Genomic DNA, 17,855 nt, shown 5'->3' on the forward strand with positions numbered 1-17,855 from the left:
CCGTCGCACCCCATCGATCCCACCGCGCCCGGACTGGTTCCGCCAGCCGTGCGAGGCATGCAGACGAACGTTTCTGCTGAGGCTCCCGTCGTACCCCGCACGGGGGCTGTGTACGCCAGGTACCTCCGGGTAGGCCGAGGTACATGACAATTGCGGTGGCCGGAGGGTACTGACGTGGAGCGCGCGGAGGGCTGCGACGCCCCGGGCGGCCCCCATGCGGCGGCGCGGCACCTCGCCGACGCGGCGGAGTCGCTGGTGGCCTGCTGGCTCGCGGCGGCCGAGGAGGCGGTGCCCCGGCTGCCCGCCCGGCAGCTGCTCGCGCTCAGGACGGTCCGGCGCAGACCCGAGCTCAATCTGACCGCGCTCGCCGAGCACCTCGGCATCGGCGTGCCCACCGCGAGCCGGCTCTGCGACCGGCTGGAGGCCGCGGGCCTGATCGAGCGGACCGTGCAGCCGCGCAACCGGCGCGAGGTCCAGCTCGTGGTCACCGCCTACGGCAGCCGGGTCCTCGCCGACGTCACCGAACGGCGGGTGCACCACCTCGCGGCCGTCCTCGCCGGCCTGACCCCCGCCCAGCGCACGGCCCTCCAGCAGGGCCTGTACGCCTTCAGCCACGCGTACACCAAGGAGGCCTGAGCCGGGGTCAGCGGTCCCCGGACGACGCGGGGGCCGGGCCGGCGTCGAGGTGGCACAGCAGCAGGCACACGTCGTCGTCCCGCTCCGAGTCGCTCAGCATCGGATCCAGGATGCGCTCCGCCGCCCCGTCCAGATCCCCCTCCAGCTCCCCGGTGCGGAAACCGCCGAGGGTCGCCGCGAGCCGTTCGATGCCCGGGTCTATGCCCTGGGCGCGCCGCTCCACCAGCCCGTCCGTGTACAGCGCCAGCGTCGAGCCGGGCGCCAGCGGCACCGTGTGGTCGGCGATCTCCTGGCGCAGCGGGATGCCGAGCATGGCCCCCGGCTTGGCGTCCAGGGTGCGCACCCGCCCGTCCGGACCGCGCAGCACCGGCGGCGGATGCCCGGCGGCGGCCCAGGTCAGCGACGGCTCCCCGGGCCGGAACCGGGCGATCACGGCGGTGGCGTACAGATCGGGCTGGAGCTGGTGGAGGAAGACGTGCAGCCGGGTCAGCAGCTGCCCGGGGCTGGCGCCGTCGACGGCGTAGGCGCGCAGGGCGGTGCGCAGCTGGCTCATCATCACGGCCGCGTGCAGCCCGTGCCCGGTGACGTCCCCGATGACGACGATCAGACTGCCGTCCGGGCGGCGGAACGCGTCGTACCAGTCGCCGCCGATGTTCAGCCCGTAGGTGGCGGGGAGATAGCGGGCCGCAAGACGCAGACCGGGAACTTCCGGCAGATCGGTCAGCAGGGCCCGCTGAAGGGTCTCGGCGATGTCCTGGTTGTGCTCGAAGCGGCGCGCGTTGTCCAGGGCGGTGCTCGCCCGCCGGGTCAGCTCCACCAGCATCACCGCGTCGTCGGGGTCCCAGCGCTCGCCCGGCGGGGTCAGCGTCAGCACACCGAAGGGCGCGCGCCGGGTCGCCAGCGGCACGCACAGCATCGGACGGGTGGGATCCAGCGCCGACGGCGGGTGGTCGTCTATGCCCGGCAGCCCGCCGGGAGCGGCGGCCGCGTACTGGGGCCGTCCGGTGCGCGCGGCGAGCACCGCCGCCGCCGGGTGCGCGGCCCGCTCCCCCCGCTCGTCCTCGGCGTCGAACAGCCAGACGTCGACCGTGCGGGCGTACTCGGGTACCAGCAGCTCCGGCAGCCGGCGCACGATCTGGTCCTGGCTCAGGGACGCCGTCAGCGCGGCGCTGGCATCCGCCAGGAACGTCAGCCGGCGGCGGGCGCTCTCCGCCTCGCGGCGGGCCGCCCGCTCCGCCGAGAACGCCTCGCGCTGCGCCCGCCCGGCGGCGTCGAGCTCCGCGTGCAGCGCCAGCACCCCCTGGTTGGTCTGGTGCAGCTCCTCGCGGTGGACCCCGACGAGCTCCTCCTGCTCGGCGAGCCGGTCCAGGACGAGCGAGGTGTCCTCGTCGGCGCCCAGGAGGGCCTCCGCGAGCAGCACCGGATCGTCCGCGACCACGGTGCAGCACACGGCCTCCGACGGCTCCGGGCAGGGCGCCGCCGTCCGCCACGCGGGCTCCGCGGCGCCGGACTGGGGCAGCACCTCCAGCGCGAGCAGACCGTCCGCCACCCTGGCGGTCAGCCGCCAGTCGCCGCCCTTGGTCAGACAGCGGCGCAGCCGTCCGCTGAGCGCCGCCGCGAGCCGGGTGCGCTCCAGGGGCGGGACGCCGTACGCGGCGGCGAGGCGGGCGGTGCCGATCCGGGCACGGGCCGCGTCGGTGACGGTGGTGATCTGCCAGCTGTGCGTCATGGAAGGTCCGGCGGGTCGGGGGACAGGACGGCCACCGCGGTGTCGTCGCGCACCGGGCGGGCGGAACTGCCCGCGTCGCGCACGGTCACCGCGGCCGTCACGGCGGGGTCGGCGCCCGGCAGGCCCGGGCCGGACGGCGGCACCCAGCGGCTGGGCAGTCCGTCGGTGTGCAGGATCAGCAGCCGGTCCGCCGCCCAGGGCACCTCGGTCTCCGCCACGGTACCGGGCCGGTGCACGCCGACGATGCCCGGCCGCGACAGCAGCGGACGCCAGGTGCCGCCCTCGTACAGCCGGGCGCCCGTGTTGCCGACGCCCGCGAACCGCAGCCGCCCGGCCCGCGGATCGAGCTGCGCCACCGCGACGGCCGCGCCGCGGGTGCCGCGCAGCGCCCCGTCGAGACACCCCAGCAGCTCGGCGGGGGGCAGATGGGCGCGCCGCCGCAGCTCCTCGGCCGCCGCCGTCGAGGCGCGCGCGGCCTCGGGGCCGTGCCCGAGTCCGTCGGCCAGCATCAGGGTGAGCCGGCCGGCCGCGTGGACGCAGGTCCACAGGTCGCCGGAGTACGCCGCGCCCGCGAACGGCACGTTGATCCCGCCGACCCGCGCGCCGACGGCGGGCACCTGCGGCGAGGCGTCCAGCCGGGCCAGGGCGACCGTGCCCCGGCCCGGGGAGCCGTCCACGGCGAAGGCGTCGGCCAGCCGCCGGCAGGTGCCGAGCCCCGCGCCGAGCGAACCCGTCGTGGAGAACCCGTCCACCAGGGCGGCCGGCACGTCCGCGATGCCCGGACCGTGGTCGACCGCGGCGATCTGGAGGGACGGCGCGGATCCCTGCCCGGTGGGCGGCGCCACCGCCTCGACCAGCAACTGCCCCCCGCCCGCGTGCTTGAGCAGGTTGGTGGCCAGCTCCGTCGCGATCAGGGCGGCCGCCGCGGTGCGCGACTCGTCGAGACCGGCGAGCGCCGCGGCGTCCTCGGCGGCCACCCGGGCGTCGCGCACCCGCGTCGAGTCGTGCACCGGTACGTCCCATACGCGCGCCATCAGCACCCCTCGCGCGGCCGGGGCGGACGTGCCGTCCACGAGGTCACCGTGACGGTGGTGCCGACGCCGGGCGTGCTGTCGATGGCGAACTCGTGCACCAGCCGCCGAGCCCCGCCGAGTCCGAGTCCGAGCCCGTCGCCGGAGGTGTAGCCGTCGCTGAGCGCCCGCTCCAGGTCGGGGATGCCCGGCCCGCGGTCGCTGAACGTCAGCCGCAGCCCCTCGCGCCGCCCGTCCCCGACCCGGGTGGCCTCCACCTCGCCGCCACCGCCGTACACCAGGGTGTTGCGGGCCAGTTCGCTGGCCGCGGTGACCAGCTTGGTCTGGTCGACCAGGCCGAAGCCGAGCGCGGCGGACGCCTGGCGCACATGCTGGCGGACCCGCACCAGATCGAGGTCCGAGCGGATCGGCAGCCGGGCCTCGACGCCCGCGGCGGCCGCGCTCACCGGGCGTCCCGGTGCGCGCCGCCGGGCCGGCCCACGTCCACCCGGCCGAGCTGCTCCAGTGCCGCCTCGGTGTTCAGCGCGGTCCGCAGCCCCGGCAGGGTCAGACCGAGTTCCACCAGGGTGAGCGCGACCGCCGGCCGCATCCCGGCCACCACGGTCCGCGCGGCCAGCAGCCGGGCGTGCTCCGCGATCTCGGCCAGCACCCGGCCGAGGAAGGAGTCGACGATCTCCACCCCCGAGATGTCGATGACCACACCGGTCACCCGGCTGTCCACGATCGCCTGCGCGACGTCCTGCTGGAGCCGCGCGGCCATGCCGTCGTACAGATCGCCCTGGAGGGTGACCAGCAGGACGTCGCCGAGTCTGAGCACCGGTACGGAGACCGCGCCGGGCCGGAGGAAGTCGTCGTTCACCTGGCCGTCGCACCGCCGGGCGCCGCGCGCACGATGTCCGCGCCCAGCCGGTGCAGGGCGTACCCGAGGGCGTCGGCGAGGCTCGCGCGGGTGATCACCGTGCCCAGGTCGAGGCCGAGGTGCACGATGGTCTGCGCGATCGCGGGCCGGATGCCCGACACGACGCACTCGGCGCCCATCAGGCGGACCGCCGCCACGGTCTTCATCAGATGCTGGGCGACCAGCGAGTCCACGGTCGGCACGCCGGTGATGTCGAGGATCGCGAACCGGGCCTGCTCGGCGACGACCGACTCCAGCAGTGTCTCCATCACCACCTGGCTGCGGGCGCTGTCCAGGGTCCCGATCAGCGGGACCGCGACGATCCCGTCCCACAGCCGGATGACGGGGGTCGCCACCTCCAGCAGTTGCAGCCGCTGCCGGTCGATCAGCGCCTCGCCCTCGGTGAGCGCGGTCTCCATCACCACCAGGCGCAGGGTGCCCATCAGGACGGTCAGCGCCGTCGTGCACGCCCGTACGTGCTCGGCCGACGCCTGCGGCAGCTCCGCCACGAGCATCTCGGCGGCGGGCACCCGCAGCGCGTCCACCTCGGTCGACACCCGGGACGGGGTGAGCCCGGTGCGGGCGCGCGCCGCCGCCATCCGCCACAGCTGCTCGCGTACGACGGTGAATCCGGGGTCCGCCGGGTCCTCCACGCGGCCGTGCCCGGCCACCTGGGCGAGCGCGTCGAGCACGACCCGCCCCGCCTCCACCGCCTCGTCCCGCGCGACGGTGAACACCGTGCGGAACAGAGGCTCGTCGGCCCACCGCTGGGCGAGCTGCTCCCGCCGCCGGCGCAGGAACGCCCCGACCTCGCTCTCGGGTGTCCTGTGCGGTGCGGCCGTCTCGTGCTCCGGCAACCTGCCTCACTCCTCGTCTGGGTCCTGCTGGCTGGGTCAGGGGGCGCCGGACGGGGACGCGGGGGGTTTGCCGAACCAGTCGAGGCACACCACCAGCGCGTCGTCGTCCGGCTCGGGTCTGCCGCGGTGCCCGGACAGCTCCCGCAGGACCGCGGCCGGTACCTCCGCCGCCGGCAGCAGCGCCGCGGAGTTCACCGCCCGGGCCAGCGCCCGGTCGCCGTAGATCTCCCCGCCCGGCCCGGGCACCGCGTGCACGCCGTCGCTGACGAACAGCAGCCGGTCGCCCGGCTCCAGGGCGAACTCCTGGGCGACGTAGTCCGTCTCCTCGAACATGCCGAGCGGCAGCTGGGCCTCCAGGTCGACCGCGGTCAGCACCCGGTCGCGCAGCAGCAGCATCCGCGGTGATCCCGCGTCGACGACCTGGGCCCGTCCTGTCGACAGCTCGATGTCCACCAGCAGCACGGACAGGTGCGCCTCGCCCCGGTAGTGGGCGTGGATCGCCTGGTCCGCCAGCGCCGCCTGGTCCGCGATGGGGATGCCCGCGCGGCGGGCGTTGCGCAGGGCGTTGATGCCGAGACCGGTCAGCAGGGACGCCTCGATGCCCTCGCCCATGCCGTTGGTGACGTAGACCATCAGATGGTCCGCGGACGCCGACCAGTCGAAGTTGTCGCCGTGGATCGCGTACGCGGGCTGGAGCTGGGCGCCGAGCGCGTAGGCGTCCTGGGCGCAGGACCGGGCCGGCAGCAGCTGCCACTGCATCTCCGCGGCCAGCGTGAGCCGGTCGGTGCGGCGGGCCTGGAGATAGCGGTCGGTGTCGCGTTCGGCGACCACCAGTTCATGGCCCAGCAGCCGGGCCACCTCGGCGAGTTCGGCGAGCGGGCCGGGCCCGGCCGCCTCGGCGGGCAGGGTCACGGACAGCACGCCGAGCCGGTCGCCGCGCACGGTGACGGGCAGGTGCGCGCGCACCCGGCCGCCGTCGAGCCGCTCGACGTGGGGCTCCTGGGCGCCGTACGCCCGCCCCGGGGCGCCGGCGCCCACGGGCAGGGGCTCGGGCTCGGGGCCGGCGCCGTACGGCACGGGGGAGACGGGCAGCAGGACGGTCGCGCCGTAGTCGGCGAGGCGCAAGTCCGCCGACTCGGCGTCGTACTGCGCGCGGAGCACCTCGCGCAGCGCCTCGGGCACCTCGTGGGCGGCCGCGGAGCGCAGGGCGCGCCCGGCGGTCACGAGCCGGTTCACGATGTCGGTCACGCCTTTCTCCGAGTGGGGCCGGGACGGTCCGAAGGAGCCGCGGTGACGCGGCGGCCGGGCCGTCCGGGGCCGGGGTGGGCTGACAGCGTCACGGAAGCCTGGGAGAGTGGCTCCGTGATGTCCCCCTCCTCGCGCTCCCCGCGTCCGCAGCCCCAGGAGGTCGCGCGTGTGACCGCGGAGGCGGCGGAGCTGCTGGAGGTCCTGTGGGGCCGTGCCTCCACGGCCCCGGTCTCCGCCTCCCAGCTGCGGGTGCTGTTCATCCTGGAGCACAACGAAGGCATCAACCTGCGGACACTGGCCGACCATCTGGGCTCGACCCCGCCGTCCACCAGCCGGCTGTGCGACCGGTTGCAGGCCGTGGGCTTCGTCGAACGCAGGGCGGCCCAGAACAGCCGCCGCGAACTCCAGCTCTTCCTGAGCCGGCACGGGCGTGCGTTCCTCACCGATCTGCGCGCGCGGCGCGAGGGCGCCCTGGAGGCGGTCCTGGAGCAGATGCCGGCCGTGCAGCGCGACGCGCTGCTGCGGGGTCTGGAGGCCTTCTGCGCCGCCGCGGCGCAGCAGATCCACGAGCCGGCCGGCCCGGCCGACGCGGCCACTGCCTGAGCGTCGCGGGCATGTGCCGCGGGTCGCCGTGGCGCGCCGCGGGTGGTCGTATTCGCCCACCGGCACATCCGTGATCCCTCCCGCGTGACTGCCCCGCACACTGTGTTGCCTCATGCTCATAGTTGTCAAATGGCAACTGTTGGCCATGGGTGCTCGCCACACCTGCGCCTTTCCGGCCGGTGCGGCGCGACCCGTCCGCTCAGGCCTCCGGCTCCGTCGGGGCCCCGCCCCGGTCGATGAGGTCCAGCGCGTCACCGACCTCCTCCGAGATCGGCACCGTGAGGCTGACCCCGGTCAGATCGAGCACGCGCCGCACGGCGGGCGCCGGCGCGATGACATGGACACTGCCAGGCAGGGCGCGGGCCTCGTGGTAGACGCGCAGGATGATGTTCATGCCGGACGAGTCCATGAAGGGCACGGCCGACAGATCGAGCAGGAAGTGCCGGCGGCCGTGGTGGAGCTGGTTCGCCAGCTGGGCCTGGAGCTCGGTCGCGGTGTCGAGGTCCAGATGGCCTTCGACCGTGACCAGGGCGACGTCCTCCCGGACCACGTCGACCTCGACGGACAGGGGGTGCTGGGCGGTGGACACGACTACCTCCGAAAGCTGACGGTGGGAACCGGTCGCCCCGGCGGACGGCCCGCGCAGCGGGGTCCGGGGCGACGGACGGATGGATTCCTCCAGGGGCTGCGGCCTTGCTTCTCGCGCCGAGCGGCTACCCCGGAACCCGCCCCTCATGCCCGCTCCGCCGACCACGTCCGGGGCCCGGGCCGGCGCGCCGGACGCCTCGCCCGCCCGGCCCGGTATGCGGACGCGACGGCCGGGTATCCGCAGCGGTGGAACGCGTGAGAAGGGAGCGAAGTGACCACCGACGTCCACCACCTGCCCGCCCCCCGATGTACGGGGACACCGTGACCGGCCGGCGAAGCCGTCCCGCGTGACGGGCGACGACCTCACGGCGACCGCCCAGCGGCCGACCGCGGACGCCCCGCCGCCGACCGCAGCGGCCGCGCGGGCCCGGGCGCGCGCGGCGGTCGACGCCCACTCGTGCGGGCACCCGCCGCACGAACGGGACGTCATCGATCTGGAGCTGGTGGTCTCCGAGCTGGTGACCAACGCGATCCGGCACGGCGGCGGCCTGGCCGGCTTCGAGGTGACGCCCGTACCCGGCGGCGTACGCCTCGCCGTGCACGACCGCAGCGACGCGGTGCCGACCGCCGCCTACGGCACCGGGGAACCGCCGGCGGCCCACCGCGGCAACGGCTACGGCTGGCCCCTGATCATCCGGCTCACCCGCGACCTGAGCATCGAGCGACGCCCCGACGGCGGGAAGACGATCCGCGTGCTGGTGCCGCTGCGCCCCGCCCCGGCCCGCCTCACCAGGGCAGGAACACATGAACCTCCTTGCCCGCCCCGTCCGGGACCACGCTGACCTGCGTGCACAGCGCCTCGATCAGGTACCAGCCGATGCCGCCGCCCCCGGTGTCCGGCCGGAAGGGGCGCGGGGACGGCCGTACGGCACTGGTGTCGTGCAGGGCGACGTGCACCCCGTCGAACGTGGGCCGCAGCGCCAGCTCGAACGGCCCCGGCGCGAACCGCACGGCGTTGGACGCCAGCTCCGTGACGATCAGCACGATGTCGTGCCAGCACTCCGGCGCGGACGGCGGGACGACCTCGGCGAGCGCGTCGAGGAACTCCTCCGCGGCCAGCCGCGCGCCCGTCACGTCGTGCGGCTCGCCCGCGAACCGCACGGTCCGGGCCGGTACGGCCGCACCGGTCCGGGAGTCGTCGCCGCGCGGGTCGATCGCCATGTCGTGGGTGCGGCCCACCGCCGGAGGGCCGACGTCCTTTCTCGTACGGATCTCTCGTCGCCACTCACAGGGTTCCCGGGTCGGCCCGTCCTACGCGCCCCGCACGGCCCCGCCCGTCAGAGCCGGCCGCACACGCTCTCAGCGGAAGACGTCGTCCGCGTCGTCCCAGCTCAGGATCTCCTCCGTCGGCGCCTGCCGGGGCAGCCGGGCCCTCGCCTGGTACATCGCCTCGATCTCCGCCGCGTAGTGCCGCACGATCGAGTCGCGGCGCAGCTTCATGGACGGGGTCAGCAGCCCGTTCGCGTGGTCGAAGGGCTGGGGCAGGATCCGGAAGGCGCGGATCGACTCCGAGCGCGACACCGAGCTGTTCGCCGCGGCGACCGCCCGGCCGATCTCCTCCCGCAGGGCGTTCTCCTCACGGGCCTCCCGGCCCTCCCCGTACAGCGTCAGACTGGCGCGCCAGTGCGCCAGGAAGTCGGGGTCCAGGGTGATCAGCGCGCCCACACAGGGCCGGTTGTCGCCCACGACCACCGCCTGGTGCACGAGCGGATGCATCCGCAGCCGCTGCTCCAGCGCGGCCGGCGCCACGCTCTTGCCGCCGCTGGTGATGATGACGTCCTTCTTCCGTCCCGTGATGGTCAGATAGCCGTCGTCGTCCAGGGAACCGAGATCGCCCGTGGCCAGCCAGCCGCCCCGCAGCGCGGCCCGGGTCGCGTCGTCGTCGTTGACGTAGCCCTGGAACACCGACGGGCCGCGCACCAGGATCTCCCCGTCGTCCGCCACCCGGATGTCCGTGCCCGGCAGGGCCTGCCCGACCGTCCCGGACCGCTCCCGGCCGAGCGGCTGCATGGTGACGCCGCCGCTGGTCTCGGTGAGCCCGTACCCGTCGTGGACGTACACGCCGATGCCCTCGTAGAACAGGGACAGGTCGCGGTGGAGCGGGGAGCCGCCCGAGGTGGCGCGGTGCACCCGGCCGCCCAGCGCCGCGCGCAGCCGGCGGTACACCGTCCGCTCGAACAGCGCGTGCTGGAGCCGCAGATCGAAGCCGGGCCCCGAACCACGGCCCAGCCGATGGCGCTCGACGGCCGCCGCGAAGTCCCGCGCCGTCTCCGCGGCCCGCTCGAACAGCGCCCCGCGGCCCGACTCCTGCGCCACCCGCAGGAAGTTCTTGTAGATCTTCTCGAACACCGACGGCACCGCGTACAGATACGTCGGCCGGAAGGACTTCAGCGCCGCCGAGAGCGACTCCGCGCTCAGGTCGGGCTCGTGCCCCATCAGGATGCCCCCGCGCAGACACAGCCCCTGGATCATCAGCCCGTACACATGGGAGAACGGCAGGAACGCGAGGACGGAGGCCTGCTCCCCGGGCGGCGCGGCGGTCTGTCCCCAGCCCGCCAGCAGGGTGTCGCAGGGGCTGGCCAGACTCCGGTGGCTCAGCGCGCAGCCGAGCGGACGGCCCGAGGTGCCCGAGGTGTACGCGATCACCGCGGTGGAGTCGGGCAGCACGATCCTGCGCAGCGAGTCCACGGTGGTCGCCGGGACGTGCTCACCGCGCCGCGCGAGCTCCTCCAGCGCCCCGGTGTCGAGCTGCCAGACGTGCCGCAGCCGGGGCAGGGTCGCGCACACCGACCCCACCGTCATGACGCTCTGCTCGTCCTCGACGACCACACCCACACAGGCCGAGTCCCGCAGGATCCACGCGACCTGGTCGCGCGAGGAGGTCGGGTACACCGGCACCACCTCGGCGCCCACCGCCCACAGCGCGTAACTGAGGACGGTCCACTCGTACCGGGTGCGTGCCATGATCGCGACCCGGTGGCCGGGGGAGATCCCGGACGCCACGAAGCCCTTCGCCAGGTCCACGACCTGGTCGCGCAGCTCGACGGCCGTCACCTCGTCCCAGGTGGCGGAGCCCGGCGCAGCGCGGCGGGCCAGGACGGCGAGCACGGGGGTGCGTGCCGCTGTCTCGAAAACGCTGTCGGCGAGCCCGCCCGTCAGGGGCGAAACGGCTGGGGGAGCGACAGCGAAGTCGCGCATACGCTGCTCCTGACATGTACGAAGGGTGACCCCGTCGACGAGAACTGTTATCGACGCTGGCGAATGTAGCCCAGGCGGGACCGCTTGTGGCCGGGAACCGACCAAGTGATGAGCGTCGGTGACCTGGCCCGTCGTGGGGCACCGTCGGAAACCGGCCACATGGCCTCAGGACTGGGTCTGCCGCACGCAGGTCGTGACGACCTCCCGCAGACTGCCCGTGCGCGCGAACACCTCCTGCTGCACCTGCGACCCGTTGCCGTTCAGCAGCAGTCCGGCACACGCATCCCGGGCCCGCTCCAGGTCCCCGCTGTCCATGAGCGCGTCCTCGACATACTCCAGCAGCGACCGTACGACGGTCTCGGCGGGCGCGTTCCGCATGGTCAGCGGGTCGACCAGGTCCCCGGTCAGCCCGGAGCGGGCGGCCCGCCAGTCGGCCAGCCGCAACAGGCTGACGCTGTGGTCCGCTGGCTCCTTCCCGGCCTGCCAGTCCCGGGCGGCCGTCTCCACGAGGGCCCGCGCCAGCGTCGCGACGAGGACGGCGGTGTCCGCGCGCAGACAGACATCGGCCACCCGCACCTCCACCGTCGGCCAGCGCGCCGACAGCCGGGCGTCGAAGTAGACCATCTTCTCGTCGAGGATCGTCCCCGTGGCCAGCATGTCCGCCACCCGCCGGTGATAGCGCTCGGCCGACCCGAACAGCTCGGTGGGGCCCGCCGACGGCCAGCGCAGCCACACCCGGCTGCGATAACTGCTGTACCCCGTCTCCCGGCCCTGCCAGAACGGCGAGTTGGCGCTCAGCGCGGTCAGCACCGACAGCCAGGGCCGCAGCCGGTCGATGACCGCGACCCCCTCCTCGTCCGAGGCGACCGAGACATGTACGTGACAGCCGCACACGATCTGCTCGCGGGTCGCGATGCGGTACTGGTCCGCCATCCACCGGTAGCGCGTCCCGATGCTCACGGAGGGGCGCACCGCCAGCGGGGAGGTGGCGAGCGCGGCGACCGCGCAGCCCGCCTCCCGCGCGTGCTTGGCCGCCTCCGCGCGGATCCGGACGATGTCCGCGCCCAGCTCCGCCATCTCCGACTGGGGGTGGGTGGCGAACTCGACCATCTGGTTGTGCAGTTCCTTCTGGAAGACGGGCTCCTCCTCCGGCACCTCGTGCCGTGCGGCGCGGGCGAGGACCGCGGCGGACAGCGCCCTGGGCTCCCCGGTCTCGGGGTCGACCAGGAGGAGCTCCTCCTCCACTCCTACGGTGCGCACGCGATACGGCCTTTCTCTGCGCCCTGCCTGCTGACGGCCGGGACCGGCTGGGACTGCTTCAGGGGTGCACGCACCCGACTGCCCCCTCAGGGGCCGTCTCACACGGACGACGGCCGCAGCCACACCGTGGCCAGCGGCGGCAGGGTGAGCGTCAGCTCCCCGTTCGCCGTCTTGACCGGCTCGGCGTGGACGACGTCACCTCCGCCGTAGCGCGCCGCGTCGGTGTTGAGGACCTCCTCCCACGCGGGTGCCTCACCGGGAACGGGGAGCAGGTAGTCGTGGCGGACCACCGGCGAGAAGTTGCTCACCGCGAGCAGCGGGCCGCCGTCGGCGCCGTACCGCAGGAACGCGAGGACGTTGTCGTCGGCGGCGTCCCCGAGCACCCACCGGAACCCGGCCGGGTCGGTGTCGCGCTCCCACAGCGCCGGCGTCGACCGGTACAGCGCGTTCAGATCACGCACCAGGTCCTGGACGCCCCGGTGATCGCCCGCGGACGCGTACCCGGGGTCGAGCAGCCACCACTCGGGACCGTGCGCCTCGGACCACTCGGCCCCCTGCGCGAACTCCTGCCCCATGAACAACAGCTGCTTGCCGGGATGAGCCCACATGAAGCCCAGGTACGCCCGGTGGTTCGCGCGCCGCTGCCACCAGTCGCCCGGCATCTTCGACACCAGCGCCTGCTTGCCGTGCACCACCTCGTCGTGCGAGATGGGCAGCACGTAGTTCTCGCTGTAGGCGTACATCATCGAGAAGGTCATCTCGTTGTGGTGGTACTTGCGGTGCACCGGTTCCTTCGCCATGTACTGCAACGAGTCGTGCATCCAGCCCATGTTCCACTTCAGCCCGAAGCCCAGCCCGCCGCTGTCGGTCGGCCGGGTCACGCCGCCCCAGGCGGTCGACTCCTCGGCGATCGTGACGACCCCCGGGCACCGCCGGTACACGGTCGCGTTCATCTCCTGGAGGAACGCCATCGCGGCCAGATCCTCCCGGCCGCCGTACACATTGGGCTCCCACTGCCCGGAGTCCCGCGAGTAGTCGAGGTAGAGCATCGAGGCGACCGCGTCCACCCGCAACCCGTCGACGTGGAACTCCTCGCACCAGTACGTGGCGTTGGCGACCAGGAAGTTGCGCACCTCGGTGCGCGCGTAGTCGAACTCGAACGTCCCCCAGTCCGGGTGCTCGGCCCGCCGCGCGTCCCCGGGCTCGTACAGCGGATCCCCGTCGAACCGGGCCAGCGCCCAGTCGTCCTTCGGGAAGTGCGCCGGCACCCAGTCCACGATCACCCCGACACCGGCCCGGTGCAGGGCGTCCACCAGGTACTTGAAGTCGTCCGGGGTGCCGAGCCGGGCCGTCGGCGCGTAGAAGCCGGTGACCTGGTAACCCCAGGAACCGGCGAAGGGGTGCTGGGCGACCGGCATGAACTCCACATGGGTGAAGCCCAGGTCGGTCACGTACGCGGGGAGCACCTCGGCCAGCTCCCGGTACGACAGCCCCGGCCGCCAGGACGGCAGATGGACCTCGTAGACCGAGAACGGCGCCCGGTGCACCGGGACGTCACCCCGGTGCGCCATCCACTCGGCGTCACCCCACGTGTAGTGCGAGGCGTGCACGATCGACGCCGTGTCCGGCGGGACCTCCGCCCGCCGTGCCATCGGGTCGGCCTTCAGGAACCGTCCGCCGTGCCGGGAGGTGATCTCGAACTTGTACCGGGTGCCCTCGCCGATGCCGGGCAGGAACAGCTCCCACACCCCGGCCGCGCCGAGCGACCGCATGGGGAACGCGGTCCCGTCCCAGCAGCAGAAGTCACCCGCGACCCGCACGCCCCGCGCGTTCGGCGCCCACACCGTGAACCGGGTGCCGGCCACCCCCTCGTGAGTCATCGGCTCCGCGCCCAGCGCCCGCCACAGCTCCTCGTGCCGGCCCTCCCGCACCAGATGAAGATCCAGGTCCCCGAGCGCCGGAAGGAACCGGTAGGGGTCCTCCACCTCGCGCGGGTCGCCGTCGTACGCCACCCGCAGCGTGTACGCCGGCACCTCGTCGAGCGGCAGTACGGCGGCGAAGAGACCGTCCTCCTCGGAGGCGAGCGGGGTCGCCGTCCCGCCGACGACCACGCTCACCGAGTCGGCGAACGGACGCAGGGCGCGGAAGAGCACGCCCCCGGCCACCGGGTGCGCGCCCAGCAGGGCGTGCGGGTCGTGATGGGCGCCCGAGAGCAGACGGGCGCGGTCGGCGGGGTCGAGCGCGGGCGCCGCGAGCGGCCGGGGACCGGCGGCCTCGGGGGGAGCGGTGTCGCGCAGGGCCATGGGGTCAGCCTCCTCGGACGGCGAGTCGTTCGATCGCCGCCATGGGTACGGGTAGCCAGTCGGGCCGGTTGCGGGCCTCGTACAGCACTTCGTAAACGGCGCGATCCGTCTCATAGGCACGCAGAAGTGCGTGCTTCTTGCGGGGATCCCAGCCCGCCCGGGCCGCGTAGCCCGCGCAGTAGGCCTCCCGGCAGCGGCGCGCCCACTCCGGCCGCCAGGGCCGCCGTTGCCGGGCGGCGTAGTCGAAGGAGCGCAGCATGCCCGCGATGTCCCGCACCGGCGAGTGCGCGAGCCGCCGCTCGGCCAGCGGCCGGGACGGCTCGCCCTCGAAGTCGATGACGAACCAGTCGCGCCCGGCCCGCAGCACCTGCCCCAGATGCAGATCGCCGTGGATGCGCTGGGCGGGCGGCCCCTGGTCGCAGACCGCGAGCGAGGCGAACGCCGTGGTCAGACCCGGGACGAACGGCCGCAGCGCCGGCACGTGGTGCGCCGCCGCTTCCAGCCGCTCCGTCATCGCCGCCGCCGTCCGTCCGTCCTCGGCGTCCGGACCGGCCGGCAGGGCCGCCGCGAGCGCCAGGTGGACGTCGGCCGTCGCCCGGCCCAGCTCCTCGGCCTCCGAGGTGAAGTCCTCGCCCCGGGCCAGTGCCTGCAACGCGAGCGTCCAGCCGTCCGCCGCGTCGGGCAGGAACGGCTGGAGCACACCGAGCGTGGCCTCCTGGGGGTGGGTGGTCCGGAACCAGGCCACCGGCGCGGGGACCCGCCCGCATCCCTGGCCGGCCAGCGCCACCGGTACCTCCAGGTCGGGGTTCACGCCCGGCTGGATCCGGCGGAAGATCTTGAGGATGTACGCGTCGCCATACACCAGCGAGGTGTTGGACTGCTCGGCCTCCAGCAGCCGCGGCGCGAGCCCGGCGGGCAGCGACACCGCCGGATCCGACTCGAAGCTCAGCGGACCAAGCGTGCCCGGGTGCCGCATCCGCTCCAGGAGCAGCTGCGCGGACCGGGGGTCCTGCAACGCGTCGTGCACCGTCAGCCCGGCCAGCGGGCCGTCCTCGACCCTGCCGATCAGCGCCCGGCGCAGCCGGGGCGACAGGTGTTCCTGCAGACCGAGGAGCAGCTGGTAGCAGTCACCGGCGGGGGGAGTGCCCCCCGGGGTCGGCACCCCGGACTGGCCGGCGTGCACGAGCAGATGGAGACAACCCGGGTACAGCTCCGTCATCGACAGCATGCGCAGTTCGGTGAGCGGCCGGTCCTTCCCGGCGAACCAGCGCTGCCGGGGCAGCCACTCGCGCAGCAGCGCGACGAGTGGACCCCCGGAGCGGAAGGCGCTCGCGGTGCTCGGCCTGAGCGGGGCGGTCTTCGTCACGATGACCCATCCTTTCCTCGGCGCACGCTCACAGGCGTCGGCCGACCCGGGCCGCGGCTCGGGTGAGCCGGAACCAGTAGAAGCCGTGTCCGGCCAGGGTCAGCAGGTAGGGCAGATCGCCGATGGCCGGAAAGCGCACCCCGCCGAACAGCTCGACCGGATGACGGCCGTCGAAGCGGCGCAGGTCGAGCTCGGTGGGCTGGGCGAACCGCGAGAAGTTGTGCACGCACAGCACCAGGTCGTCCTCGTACTCGCGCAGGAACGCGAGCACGGCCGGATTCGAGGACGGCAGCTCGGTGTACGTCCCGAGCCCGAAGGCGGGGTTCTGCTTGCGGATCTCGATCATCCGGCGGGTCCAGTGCAGCAGCGACGAGGGCGACGACATCGACGCCTCGACGTTGGTGACCTGGTAGCCGTAGACGGGGTCCATGATGGTCGGCAGATAGAGCCGCCCCGGGTCGCAGGACGAGAATCCGGCGTTGCGGTCCGGTGTCCACTGCATCGGGGTGCGGACGGCGTCGCGGTCGCCGAGCCAGATGTTGTCGCCCATGCCGATCTCGTCGCCGTAGTAGAGGATCGGCGAGCCGGGCAGCGACAGCAGCAGGGCGGTGAACAGCTCGATCTGGTTGCGGTCGTTGTCGAGGAGCGGGGCGAGGCGGCGGCGGATGCCGATGTTGGCGCGCATCCGCGGGTCCTTGGCGTACTCCGCGTACATGTAGTCGCGCTCTTCGTCGGTGACCATCTCGAGGGTCAGCTCGTCGTGGTTGCGCAGGAAGATGCCCCACTGGCACTTGGCGGGAATGGCCGGCGTCTTGGCGAGGATCTCGGAGACGGGGTGGCGGGATTCGCGCCGGACGGCCATGAAGATCCGGGGCATGACGGGGAAGTGGAACGCCATGTGGCACTCGTCGCCGCCGGAGGCGTAGTCGCCGAAGTAGTCGACGACGTCCTCGGGCCACTGGTTGGCCTCGGCGAGGATCACCGTGTCCGGGTACATGGCGTCGATCTCGCGGCGCACCCGCTTGAGGAACGTGTGCGTGGCGGGCAGGTTCTCGCAGTTGGTGCCCTCGCGTGCGTACAGGTACGGCACCGCGTCCAGCCGGAACCCGTCGATGCCCAGGTCCAGCCAGAACCGCAGAGCGGCGAGGATCTCCTCCTGCACGGCCGGGTTCTCGTAGTTGAGGTCGGGCTGGTGGGAGAAGAAGCGGTGGAAGAAGTACTGCTTGCGGACGGGGTCGAAGGTCCAGTTGGAGACCTCGGTGTCGACGAAGATGATGCGGGCGTCGGCGTACTGCTTGTCGTCGTCGGCCCACATGTAGTAGTCGCCGTAGGGGCCGTCGGGGTCCTTCCTGGACTCCTGGAACCACGGGTGCTGGTCGCTGGTGTGGTTCATGACGAAGTCGATGATCACGCGCATCCCGCGCTGGTGGGCGTGGTCGACGAACTCCACGAAGTCGGCGAGGTCGCCGAACTCGGGCAGTACCGAGGTGTAGTCGGAGACGTCGTATCCGCCGTCGCGCAGGGGGGACTTGAAGAAGGGCGGCAGCCAGAGGCAGTCGACGCCCAGCCACTGGAGGTAGTCGAGCCGGGCGGTGAGGCCCTTCAGATCGCCGACGCCGTCGCCGTCGCTGTCCTGGAAGGAACGGACGAGGACCTCGTAGAAGACGGCTCGTTTGAACCAGTCGGGGTCGCGGTCCTTGGCGGGGGTGTCCTCGAACGTGTCCGGAACGGGTGAGTTGACGGTCATGGCGGTCTGCGGCCTCCGATCTGCGGTGCGGATCACCGGACGTGGAACACGTGCGCCGGGCTCGTACCGGGGTCCAGGCGCACGTAGTTGTGCCGGCCCCAGGAGTAGGACTCACCCGTCAGCTCGTCGTGCACCGACACCGACGCGTGGTCGTCCAGACCCAGCTGGGCGAGGTCCAGCGAGACCGTGGCCTCCTGGGCGCGGTGCGGGTCGAGGTTGACGACGACGATCACCGTGTCCGCTCCCGTGCGCTTGCTGTAGACGAGGACGGAGTCGTTGTCCGCGTGGTGGAAGCGCAGGTTCCTGAGGTGGTGGAGCGCCGGGTGGCCGC

The 17,855-nt window shown here is 73.5% G+C and carries 17 protein-coding genes; 3 read left to right on the plus strand and 14 right to left on the minus strand.

Features of this window, described 5'->3' with window-relative positions:
- The first annotated feature begins 174 nt into the window (after positions 1-174).
- Complete coding sequence (locus AQJ58_RS27910) at positions 175-636, plus strand: MarR family winged helix-turn-helix transcriptional regulator (RefSeq protein ID WP_067255082.1); 462 nt, start codon at positions 175-177, stop codon at positions 634-636.
- Between the two features lie 7 nt (positions 637-643).
- On the opposite strand, the gene AQJ58_RS27915 is transcribed toward AQJ58_RS27910, so the two are convergent.
- Genes AQJ58_RS27915 through AQJ58_RS27940 form a run of 6 tightly spaced genes read right to left on the minus strand, consistent with a single transcriptional unit; the run spans position 644 to position 6,399 of the window.
- A complete protein-coding gene (locus tag AQJ58_RS27915; RefSeq protein WP_067255085.1) occupies positions 644-2,365 on the minus strand; it encodes a PP2C family protein-serine/threonine phosphatase in 1,722 nt (573 codons plus the stop codon).
- The gene (locus AQJ58_RS27920; protein WP_067255190.1) at positions 2,362-3,399 is read right to left on the minus strand and encodes an ATP-binding SpoIIE family protein phosphatase; all 1,038 of its coding nucleotides are present in this window, start codon (positions 3,397-3,399) and stop codon (positions 2,362-2,364) included. The genes AQJ58_RS27915 and AQJ58_RS27920 overlap by 4 nt, the downstream gene beginning before the upstream one ends.
- Positions 3,399-3,842 (minus strand): anti-sigma regulatory factor, encoded by a 444-nt coding sequence (locus AQJ58_RS27925; RefSeq protein WP_067255088.1) that lies wholly within the window; start codon positions 3,840-3,842, stop codon positions 3,399-3,401. The genes AQJ58_RS27920 and AQJ58_RS27925 overlap by 1 nt, the downstream gene beginning before the upstream one ends.
- Entirely contained in the window at positions 3,839-4,255 is a 417-nt protein-coding gene (locus AQJ58_RS27930) for an STAS domain-containing protein (protein WP_067255090.1), read from the minus strand. The genes AQJ58_RS27925 and AQJ58_RS27930 overlap by 4 nt, the downstream gene beginning before the upstream one ends.
- Complete coding sequence (locus tag AQJ58_RS27935; protein WP_067255093.1) at positions 4,252-5,151, minus strand: STAS domain-containing protein; 900 nt, start codon at positions 5,149-5,151, stop codon at positions 4,252-4,254. The genes AQJ58_RS27930 and AQJ58_RS27935 overlap by 4 nt, the downstream gene beginning before the upstream one ends.
- Positions 5,152-5,187: 36 nt before the next feature.
- The gene (locus tag AQJ58_RS27940) at positions 5,188-6,399 is read right to left on the minus strand and encodes a PP2C family protein-serine/threonine phosphatase (RefSeq protein ID WP_234360316.1); all 1,212 of its coding nucleotides are present in this window, start codon (positions 6,397-6,399) and stop codon (positions 5,188-5,190) included.
- 117 nt (positions 6,400-6,516) lie between these two features.
- Here AQJ58_RS27940 and AQJ58_RS27945 point away from each other — a divergent pair, with 117 nt between their 5' ends.
- Positions 6,517-7,002: a MarR family winged helix-turn-helix transcriptional regulator gene (locus AQJ58_RS27945; protein WP_067255094.1), complete on the plus strand. Its 486-nt coding sequence runs from the start codon at positions 6,517-6,519 to the stop codon at positions 7,000-7,002.
- A gap of 199 nt (positions 7,003-7,201) precedes the next feature.
- On the opposite strand, the gene AQJ58_RS27950 is transcribed toward AQJ58_RS27945, so the two are convergent.
- On the minus strand, positions 7,202-7,591 hold the full coding sequence (locus AQJ58_RS27950) for an STAS domain-containing protein (RefSeq protein ID WP_067255097.1): 390 nt from the start codon (positions 7,589-7,591) through the stop codon (positions 7,202-7,204).
- A 346-nt stretch (positions 7,592-7,937) separates the two neighbouring features.
- On the opposite strand from AQJ58_RS27950, the gene AQJ58_RS27955 reads away from it, so the two are divergent.
- Entirely contained in the window at positions 7,938-8,432 is a 495-nt protein-coding gene (locus AQJ58_RS27955; RefSeq protein WP_067255100.1) for an ATP-binding protein, read from the plus strand.
- On the opposite strand, the gene AQJ58_RS27960 is transcribed toward AQJ58_RS27955, so the two are convergent.
- The 7 genes from AQJ58_RS27960 to AQJ58_RS27990 form a co-directional block, all read right to left on the minus strand.
- A complete protein-coding gene (locus tag AQJ58_RS27960) occupies positions 8,377-8,811 on the minus strand; it encodes an ATP-binding protein (RefSeq protein ID WP_067255194.1) in 435 nt (144 codons plus the stop codon). The genes AQJ58_RS27955 and AQJ58_RS27960 overlap by 56 nt on opposite strands.
- 138 nt (positions 8,812-8,949) lie before the next feature.
- The gene (locus tag AQJ58_RS27965; protein WP_067255102.1) at positions 8,950-10,848 is read right to left on the minus strand and encodes an AMP-dependent synthetase/ligase; all 1,899 of its coding nucleotides are present in this window, start codon (positions 10,846-10,848) and stop codon (positions 8,950-8,952) included.
- A 165-nt stretch (positions 10,849-11,013) separates the two neighbouring features.
- Positions 11,014-12,108: a glutamate--cysteine ligase 2 gene (locus AQJ58_RS27970; protein ID WP_067255105.1), complete on the minus strand. Its 1,095-nt coding sequence runs from the start codon at positions 12,106-12,108 to the stop codon at positions 11,014-11,016.
- Between the two features lie 98 nt (positions 12,109-12,206).
- Entirely contained in the window at positions 12,207-14,411 is a 2,205-nt protein-coding gene (gene glgB, locus AQJ58_RS27975) for a 1,4-alpha-glucan branching enzyme (protein ID WP_067255107.1), read from the minus strand.
- A 4-nt stretch (positions 14,412-14,415) separates the two neighbouring features.
- Positions 14,416-15,777 (minus strand): maltokinase N-terminal cap-like domain-containing protein, encoded by a 1,362-nt coding sequence (locus AQJ58_RS27980; RefSeq protein ID WP_067255110.1) that lies wholly within the window; start codon positions 15,775-15,777, stop codon positions 14,416-14,418.
- 28 nt (positions 15,778-15,805) lie between these two features.
- Positions 15,806-17,524: a maltose alpha-D-glucosyltransferase gene (gene treS, locus AQJ58_RS27985; protein ID WP_067255112.1), complete on the minus strand. Its 1,719-nt coding sequence runs from the start codon at positions 17,522-17,524 to the stop codon at positions 15,806-15,808.
- A 32-nt stretch (positions 17,525-17,556) separates the two neighbouring features.
- Positions 17,557-17,855, minus strand: a 299-nt coding sequence (locus AQJ58_RS27990) for an alpha-glucosidase C-terminal domain-containing protein (protein WP_199844693.1), incomplete at its 5' end; no start/stop codon positions are given.

This window comes from Streptomyces sp. DSM 15324, assembly GCF_001514285.1.
In the GTDB taxonomy this organism is placed as follows: Bacteria; Actinomycetota; Actinomycetes; order Streptomycetales; family Streptomycetaceae; genus Streptomyces.

What these genes read in the sequence shown, in the direction of transcription:
- AQJ58_RS27915 (WP_067255085.1), bottom strand. Translation starts at nt 2,365, where the DNA reads ATGACGCACAGCTGGCAGATCACCACCGTCACCGACGCGGCCCGTGCC.
- AQJ58_RS27965 (WP_067255102.1), bottom strand. Translation starts at nt 10,848, where the DNA reads ATGCGCGACTTCGCTGTCGCTCCCCCAGCCGTTTCGCCCCTGACGGGC.
- glgB (WP_067255107.1), bottom strand. Translation starts at nt 14,411, where the DNA reads ATGGCCCTGCGCGACACCGCTCCCCCCGAGGCCGCCGGTCCCCGGCCG.
- AQJ58_RS27945 (WP_067255094.1), top strand. Translation starts at nt 6,517, where the DNA reads ATGTCCCCCTCCTCGCGCTCCCCGCGTCCGCAGCCCCAGGAGGTCGCG.
- AQJ58_RS27920 (WP_067255190.1), bottom strand. Translation starts at nt 3,399, where the DNA reads ATGGCGCGCGTATGGGACGTACCGGTGCACGACTCGACGCGGGTGCGC.
- AQJ58_RS27960 (WP_067255194.1), bottom strand. Translation starts at nt 8,811, where the DNA reads ATGGCGATCGACCCGCGCGGCGACGACTCCCGGACCGGTGCGGCCGTA.
- treS (WP_067255112.1), bottom strand. Translation starts at nt 17,524, where the DNA reads ATGACCGTCAACTCACCCGTTCCGGACACGTTCGAGGACACCCCCGCC.